Origin of the sequence: Rubripirellula tenax, assembly GCF_007860125.1 — a bacterium.
In the GTDB taxonomy this organism is placed as follows: domain Bacteria; phylum Planctomycetota; class Planctomycetia; order Pirellulales; family Pirellulaceae; genus Rubripirellula; species Rubripirellula tenax.
On record NZ_SJPW01000020.1, the window covers coordinates 1 to 7,035 of the forward strand.

General features: G+C 53.8%; 6 protein-coding genes. All 6 read left to right on the top strand.

Annotated elements, in window-relative coordinates; genetic code table 11:
- Window positions 1-86: 86 nt before the first annotated feature.
- Window positions 87-677: a hypothetical protein gene (locus Poly51_RS29905; RefSeq protein ID WP_146462619.1), complete on the top strand. Its 591-nt coding sequence runs from the start codon at window positions 87-89 to the stop codon at window positions 675-677.
- Window positions 678-1,756: 1,079 nt separating this feature from the next.
- The gene (locus tag Poly51_RS30895; protein ID WP_186775921.1) at window positions 1,757-2,239 is read left to right on the top strand and encodes a hypothetical protein; all 483 of its coding nucleotides are present in this window, start codon (window positions 1,757-1,759) and stop codon (window positions 2,237-2,239) included.
- A 200-nt stretch (window positions 2,240-2,439) separates the two neighbouring features.
- Entirely contained in the window at window positions 2,440-2,943 is a 504-nt protein-coding gene (locus Poly51_RS29915) for a hypothetical protein (RefSeq protein WP_222435959.1), read from the top strand.
- Between the two features lie 689 nt (window positions 2,944-3,632).
- Window positions 3,633-4,061 (top strand): hypothetical protein, encoded by a 429-nt coding sequence (locus Poly51_RS29920; RefSeq protein ID WP_146462622.1) that lies wholly within the window; start codon window positions 3,633-3,635, stop codon window positions 4,059-4,061.
- 124 nt (window positions 4,062-4,185) lie between these two features.
- Entirely contained in the window at window positions 4,186-4,794 is a 609-nt protein-coding gene (locus Poly51_RS29925; RefSeq protein ID WP_146462623.1) for a hypothetical protein, read from the top strand.
- An 866-nt stretch (window positions 4,795-5,660) separates the two neighbouring features.
- Window positions 5,661-6,347 carry a hypothetical protein gene (locus Poly51_RS29930; RefSeq protein ID WP_146462624.1) on the top strand — a complete coding sequence of 229 codons (687 nt, stop codon included), beginning with the start codon at window positions 5,661-5,663 and terminating at the stop codon, window positions 6,345-6,347.
- Window positions 6,348-7,035 lie beyond the last annotated feature (688 nt).

Consider the following 7,035-nt stretch of genomic DNA (forward strand, 5'->3'; position numbering starts at 1 on the left):
CGCACGTTGGAGGTCACGTTTTCGCCGCTGCAAATTTGGCGATAACCACGCCATGCACACGGAGCACGGCTTGCGAGGTTTTACAAATGGATGCCAAACTCTCCGTGCCCGGTGATGGCAACCGTTCCACGATGAAAGCGCGAACCGCTATTCCGTTGCTCGCCTTGCTGTTGGTCGGATGTGTTCGTGATCATGGACATGACATCGACACGGAGACGGATTCTTTGCCTATGCCAGCCCGCGTACTAGACAACGACTCGTACCGTGCCCTAAAGCAACCATTCGACAAGTTGCTGCCGGACTCCGTGCCAGTTGAGGCGGTTCAGGCCGAGCTCGCTGTCATGAAAGATCGGTTTCGCAAAGCCATGTCGAAACTCGGGACTGAAGGCGAAGACTGGGCACTTCCAGGGCACTATCAACACGTTCGCGTATTTTACGTGTATTTACAAACGCGAAGCATGTACTCGCCACAGCTTGTTGAGATCATTCGTGACACAATGCAAGATTATGACGCTTCCTGGATCGCGCAATTTGAGTGCTACAATGTTCCTGGTTGCGATGACCGACGAATTACACTGCCTTTGTACCACAATGGTCAATTCGTCTTTTCAAAAGACCACATCATTGACGACCTGATTCCGGCGTTGGGATTAGAACGCGAAGACGTGGAACCATGACATGCACCGAAGATCGCGACGGCGCAATTATTGACATGGACACCACAATGCGCGATCTCGGTGATGTCCGCCGTTATCGCACTCGGTGCTCAGTTGTTGCACGCAACAGCGGATCGCGTTTGCCCCGACGATCACTGGTGTCTTGATCTTCACTTTTCACACGGTGACACATAGCGTCACTCACGCCATTACTCGACTTGGACCTGATACAATCTACTTCACTGGTCGATTCCAACGGTTGCTCGCATCGCGTGCCACCGACGGGGCGGAACGCCGCTTGATTGTTCCGGATGGCTTGCTCCCAACGCTGGACCTCCGAATCTCAAACTGATCACCACTGCTGACATTCAGTGACCGTTCTTAATCCTGAAGTTCTCCCTACTACTAACACTTAGCTAATGCTCGCCGCCGTCCCGGCGTTGTTTTCTGCTCGCGCAGACCGTGCTGGCGACGTTCCGTCGATGTTTTCCGCTCTCGCGGTCAATGCCCGCAACAATCGGCGATAACCATGGGTTGTTACGGAGCGGCGGTGGCACGCTTTTTCGTTTGCTTGCAAGTCTTTCGCCGCCGCCCGCAAAACCCTACCGTTATCGGACTGACTCCGCAGATGTTCCGCGTGTTTGCTTGCACAAACGATTGCTGCAACGCTTGGTTTTAGGTGCGTCTTTTGGCTCTTGCGTTAGTTGCTCGCCGATTCAAACGCCTTAATTCTTCGTTGGCGATTTGCAGAGCCCACGCCGCTCGCATTCCTTGATAGTGTTCACTGTTGTCGTTTGCTGAACCAGCGTGAACGTTTTCGATCCTTCGTTTACCGTCTGCTGGGCCCGTTGGATGCAATGCCCGTTTACTTGCCGACCCGATCAACGCCCAATTGCTTGCCGCCCGAACCAATGCCCGTTAAGCTGTGGCGACGTGGTTGCCACTGCCCAACACTCGGTCAACGCCCGTCCATAAATGCCGATAACCAACACATGCACCGGAGTGGCGGTGGTCACGTTTCTTTGGAATCACGTCAATCGCCGCCACCCGGTGATGTGAAACGTTATCCGACTGAGATCTCTTCAACGCGACGCATTTTCATGACGCAGTATTGTGATGTTCTCGACTTTCTCGCGATCCACGAGACAGAAGATTCGCGGCGTGAACTGCTTACACAGTCGCAAATCGATGCCCTTGTTGCTGCTTACCCCAACGCACCGCAAGAATACGTCCACTATCTCCGAGACGTTGGCTGGGGGTCCGTCCGTGAGTCTCAATACATGGTCTACGCAGAACCAATGCTGTTGCGTGATCTCGTTCACAGATCCAAACGCAATCGATTCGGTGATGACGTTCTCGCATTTGGCGACGATTTCGCCGGACACTTCGGTTGCTTCCGACCGAATGACGACTGGGAGATCGTGGAATCGTTTCACGGGTCTACCTCTTTGCGTCGATTCAATGATGGGTTTGGTGCATTCATTCGTCGGCGAATGCTGATTGGGCCAGATGGTTTTGATCAACGCGAACCCTACACACCAGAAGGCGGATCTCCAGGAACACCACCCACTTCCCACCCGTGAGCGGGGCAAATTGCGTTAAGATGGGAAGCTTGCGGCAGCGGGCGAATGTTCCTCCACTGCCACCCCGAAGCGCAGCGTTGTAAGTCTGATAACCATGGCATTCACACGGAGCGGGGCTTGCCGCCGCATTTGACATGGACAACTTTACTCTCCCCGCCCGGTGATGCCGGTCGTTACCCGACTGAAGTGCATGCCAATCCGTGTTGACGATGTTCTCTACTGCAATCCGAGACACAGACGAACACATCATTGCTCCGACCATGGATGATGTTGAGCGTTTTTTGGCGCGCATGACATTTGCACCCGACTACTTTCTCGACGTCGATGGCGACGCCGGCATGGACGGCGGTGTCACATTGCACGGAGCTGCCGATGGGATAGCACTAATTGGATCGGAGGACTCACTACGCGGTTGCTACGCCTTTATGTTTGTTGATCCAAGCAAGCCGTTTTTACCGCGTACTGTTTCAATCCACGACGTCACAGATGCGAACGTCTGCGACTCGATTCCCGACATGGCAACCATAATTCGGACCTATGCCGCATCCGGTGACCTTGACCGCGGTTTCTCTTGGTCGCTCAACATTTTAAATGGCGCCGCCATGGCATACAATTGCAGGCTCGATTGTGGTGACGATCGACCGTTGACCACAGTCTTGGACTTAGGGCCTGGCCTTTCTCGTTGGCCGGAACATCGCGGGTAACCATGCCGTGAACCGGAGGACGGCATCAGGCGTTTACAAATGGAAAATCAACTCGCCGTCCCCGGTTACGGCGGTCGTTATCCGACTGAAATGCGCGAACGAACTTTGAACCCCTATGACGGCTCAAATGTTTCCTCGGAGGTGACCGTTGAGGTAGCTTGTTACCGATCGCGAATTGCCGGATTCCTTGCAGTGTTGGCATGCATCGCTGTGTTCTCTCTTTCTGCGTTAGACCAACACCGAGAAGGTTGTTCCCCTTCTGTACCGCTTGCACTTTTTGCGTCCTCGCCACTCTTTCCCGCGCTGGTGATTCTGTTTGTCGCAAGGCGCTCTCGCCACGCCGTTTGGTGGTCTTGTGCATTCGTTTCCGGACTTATCTCACTATATGGAATTGTCGGGCATTCTAGTTTCGCCGTTAGCCCAACGCCTCGCGTTTACATTGACAATGTTGGCCAGATGCATGTTTTAATGTTCCCGATACTTCACTGGGTCGTCGCTTTGGTTGCCTACGCGGTACTCGGGCTGCTAGTGTTGGTGCTCTATTCGCTGAAGTATTCGACAAGCGACGGATAACCACGACATGCACCGGAGTGGCGGTGGTTGCGTCCCTTGTCTGCTTGCAAGCGTTTCACCGCCACCCGGTGATGTCAACCGTTCCCCGACTGAAGTTCATCGCCTCCTAACAACGCATGACAGACTTCGATCCAATTCAATCGTTGATCAACAACGCGGCGATCCACGATCACAACGTGGAGGTTGCCGCTACGCACGTGCTCAGGTATTGGGACGCAATGAATGCCGTCGAGAAACGATTCATTGACCAGTCGGACCCCGATCTTCAGGAAGTGATTGCAGCGAAGACCGAAGTTCACGAACGATTCTGGATGCCGACAGATGACAACTATTGGAAGCCGTGTAGCCACGGCAGCGACGAGGAGTTCCGGGTCGCAGACATAGCCGACGTCGTCGTCCTGTCGGATTTCCGAATCTCATTCATCGTTCGTCTTGTGATACGAGATGACTGTGACCGGTTCGGTAAATCCGATATCGTATACTTGTTGCAAACTCAGGATCGACGCAAAGAGGGGGCCGTGTGGATCGTCAACGAATTCAGCTGACGCAAGCGATCGGGGAACCATCGCGTGCACCCGAGCACGCGAGCCGAGCGTTTTGAAATTGAGAATCTTTCGCGCGTGCCGGGTGACGCGTAACGTTCGCCGACTGAAGCGTTGAGTTTCGACCATGAAATACTCTCTTCCCTTCATCGTCGCAGTGTTTGTCATGGGATGTGGGCAACACGATGGCGGATCCGATCGCGTTGCTGCCGTTTCTACAAAGACTGAAATCAGCGATCTTCCTCACTGGGCAAACGTTGCACTCGCGGCGCGATGCGCCAATCTGCTGATGCCTACGCTTGACCGGTTATGGATTGACCCTCCCGCGGATGGCAGGCAACTCGTTGACGATGCAATCAACATCGCATCCAAATCTGCCCGCTTCTCTCATGCACAACCAGATACGCAAGCGACTGCTGATAAAATCACCACATTGATCCAAGACCTCAACGCAAACGGAGTGAGCGCGAATTCCAATGGCCGAGTTCAAGATATCATTGACGTCGTTCAACTTGCCGCGGAATCTGCTCTCGCGGACGACCGCGAAGAGGCACATGCAATCACTAAGGACTGCATCGATCGCGCGTATTGGATCGCGCACGAGCTGGAAGATGATTTACTGAGGTCAGAACTTGAACAGGCTGTCGACTCGATGAACCAGTTCTGCAAGAATTCGTACGCACAAGACTACCACTGCTTCTCGTGGCAGACAGATCATTGGCAAGTACGGAAATAGCGGCGAACCATGACATGCACGGGAGGACGGCTTGCGCGGTTTTTGAAGTGGAATGTCTTTACTCCGTCCCCCGTGATGTCCGCCGTTATCCGACTGAATGAAATGCGTTTGACGATTCGTCGCTCACTGGTGATTGTCGCTGTTTTCGCGATTCTATTTGCGACGCCAGTGATGTTGCACCGAAGGCTTGAAGATGAACTCTCGGTGATACGAGCGATCGAGAAGAAGCACGACGTACACTTTCTTGTCGTCAACCTGTCTCATCAACCGCGGCACTCCGGTGGTTACCATAGGATGATAGATGGGAAATTTGTTCCGACGGCAGGAAGAGCCTGGAGGAACGATGCGACACCGAATTGCTTATCATTTCTTCCCGTATCGCTTCAGATCTACTGCTTCTCACCGATCACGTCCGTTCAGCTCGACATGGATGTTTTGGGCGAAGGTGTCCTCGATGACTTGCAGGTGCTACGATCCTTGAAATCTGTGTCGATTATTCGCGATTCTCCAGATTCCCCTGCGCTGGCGAGGATGCGAGAGAGATTCCCAGGCCTAGACATTCATGAGCCGATGCGTTTGTGGGGGCCGCTTGGAACGAAGGCGGGCGGATCTCCAGGAACACCACCCACTTCCCACCCGTGAGCGGGGCAAATTGCGTTAAGATGGGAAGCTTGCGGCAGCGGGCGAATGTTCCTCCACTGCCACCCCGAAGCGCAGCGTTGTAAGTCTGATAACCATCGCATGCAACGGAGGACGGGTGGCACGCGTTTTGGTATGCTTGCAAGTCATTCGCCCGTCCCCGCTGATGCGTAGCGTTACCCCACCGACTATTCGAGAGCTCCTGGCTCAATCTAGAGGAAATTGCAATGTTTAGCGGTTCTACAAAGTCTGGATTGCCGGATAGAGGCTCTGGGTACGGCATTGATTGCGCGTGTGGCAATCGTTTGATTGTCAGCGCGTCTCAGGCTGGCGGGGTCGCTGCATGTAGGTGTGGTTCAGAAGTTTCAGTACCACCACTGTCGCAATTGAAGTCAACGGGTCCACAGCCAACAGACAGCTATTCCGAAGATTTTGAGGCGCTAAAGCGATCATTGCGATGGTCGGTTTTGCTGTTGGTTGTGACAGTTATTAAGTCGCTGGCTGCCGCGGTTGCTGTCGTGGTAATACTTGCCAAAAATGGATCGGAAACGGATCTTCTCCCGCTGGTCATCGGTGTCGGTGTCCCGCTTGGGTTGACGCTATGGGTACACGGCTGGTTTCAGCGCAATTGTGGCGACATGGAAGATCTGTTTGACCAACCGTCTCAGAGCCGCAATGGTCTCGCTAAGGGAATGAAATTGGGCGGGATCATTGGTCTAATGCTTGGTGTCGTTACCTCGGTTTGTTACTTCTTGTTCGCTGCGACGGAAGGGACAGATGGTTCAGCTAAATTCCTTGCAGAGTTGTCAGCGGTTACCGTCGTCGCTTCAACCATTGGGTTGTCCGTAATTCTTGGGATTCTATACATGGTTAGTGGCATGATGCACGACATGAAGCAAGCACGCGGCAACTAATCAGTGGAAGCGACGCGCTCAGAGTCGAATATTGACACAACTCCAATTGGGGTAACCATGCCATTCAACGGAGTACGGCATCAGGTTTTTACAAATGGACAATCCAACCGCCGTACCCGCTGATGGCGGACGTTATCCGTGCAAAACTCGGATGCCTGCGGTCCTTCATGCTCGAATACGTCCCTTCGTCCACAATGCCCGAAGAACGTGCACGGTCGTCATGCTCGAATACGTCCCTTCGTCCTCAATACTCGAAGGTCGTTCGTGGTCATCATGCTCGATGTTGTTTTGTCTGTTTGCCGATGCTACGATTATGCGACGGTTCGGTCACCCACGGGGGCGGAGTCCGGACTAATGGCTCTCGATTATCCTTTCGGGTTACGTATCCCGTGTCCAATCCAGGGTGCCGACGTCCCGTCGTTGTCTTCCGCTCGCGCGGTTGTTGCCCGTTGGCGGTCCGCCTCGTAAACATAATCGCGGATAACCAACGCATGCACCGGAGCGGGGCTTGCGGCCGTTTTCAAATGGAACACTTTACACTCCCCGCCCGGTGATGCGGGGCGTTATCCGACCCGGCGGCTCCATTCCGTTGCGTGACACAATGCAATTCCTTCTTTCATCACTACTCTGGTTGACTGCCTTCGCGGCAATTGTATTCGCGGTCGCCCAGTTGGCTGTCCGTCGATTT

Excerpts from the sequence above, each read along its gene's own strand:
- Poly51_RS29905 (WP_146462619.1), top strand. The coding sequence starts at position 87 with ATGGATGCCAAACTCTCCGTGCCCGGTGATGGCAACCGTTCCACGATG.
- Poly51_RS30895 (WP_186775921.1), top strand. The coding sequence starts at position 1,757 with ATGACGCAGTATTGTGATGTTCTCGACTTTCTCGCGATCCACGAGACA.
- Poly51_RS29920 (WP_146462622.1), top strand. The coding sequence starts at position 3,633 with ATGACAGACTTCGATCCAATTCAATCGTTGATCAACAACGCGGCGATC.
- Poly51_RS29925 (WP_146462623.1), top strand. The coding sequence starts at position 4,186 with ATGAAATACTCTCTTCCCTTCATCGTCGCAGTGTTTGTCATGGGATGT.
- Poly51_RS29930 (WP_146462624.1), top strand. The coding sequence starts at position 5,661 with ATGTTTAGCGGTTCTACAAAGTCTGGATTGCCGGATAGAGGCTCTGGG.